The organism is Limimaricola pyoseonensis, from assembly GCF_900102015.1.
Classification (GTDB): Bacteria; Pseudomonadota; Alphaproteobacteria; order Rhodobacterales; family Rhodobacteraceae; genus Limimaricola; species Limimaricola pyoseonensis.
Genome location: NZ_FNAT01000020.1, coordinates 2,501 through 3,501 on the forward strand (window position 1 = coordinate 2,501; position 1,001 = coordinate 3,501).

Sequence of the window (1,001 nt, forward strand, 5' to 3'; positions counted from 1 at the left end):
GACTGAACACATAGGTTTCAAAGAGCAAACCCGGGGAACTGAAACATCTAAGTACCCGGAGGAAAGGACATCAACAGAGACTCCGCTAGTAGTGGCGAGCGAACGCGGACCAGCCGAGCCTTGAGCGTGATCAGAACATGTTGGAAAGCATGGCCAGAGCGGGTGACAGCCCCGTATGAGAAGCGCGATGGGACGTATCAAGTAGGGCGGGACACGTGTAATCCTGTCTGAAGATCGGGGGACCACCCTCGAAGGCTAAGTACTCCTTGCTGACCGATAGCGAACCAGTACCGTGAGGGAAAGGTGAAAAGCACCCCGACGAGGGGAGTGAAACAGTACCTGAAACCGGACGCCTACAATCAGTCGGAGCCGCCTTGCGCGGTGACGGCGTACCTTTTGTATAATGGGTCATCGACTTGGTCTCACGAGCAAGCTTAAGCCGGTAGGTGTAGGCGCAGCGAAAGCGAGTCTGAATAGGGCGTCGAGTTCGTGGGATCAGACCCGAAACCGAGTGATCTAGGCATGACCAGGATGAAGGTGCGGTAACACGCACTGGAGGTCCGAACCCACACCTGTTGAAAAAGGTCGGGATGAGTTGTGCCTAGGGGTGAAAGGCCAATCAAACTCGGAGATAGCTGGTTCTCTGCGAAATCTATTTAGGTAGAGCGTCATTCGAATACCCCGGGGGGTAGAGCACTGGATGGGTAATGGGGCCCCACAGGCTTACTGATCCTAACCAAACTCCGAATACCCGGGAGTACTGAATGGCAGACACACGGCGGGTGCTAACGTCCGTCGTGGAGAGGGAAACAACCCTGACCGACAGCTAAGGCCCCCAATTCATGGCTAAGTGGGAAAGCAGGTGGGACGACCAAAACAACCAGGAGGTTGGCTTAGAAGCAGCCATCCTTTAAAGATAGCGTAACAGCTCACTGGTCTAATCAAGTTGTCCTGCGGCGAAGATGTAACGGGGCTCAAGCCATGAGCCGAAGCTTCGGATG

1 rRNA gene (cut by a window edge) is annotated in these 1,001 nt (G+C 54.7%); it reads left to right on the forward strand.

Annotation, left to right across the window (positions count from 1 at the left end):
- Positions 1-1,001 (forward strand): 23S ribosomal RNA (locus tag BLT43_RS18660); its annotated part reaches 230 nt to the left of the window's first position; the annotation flags it as partial.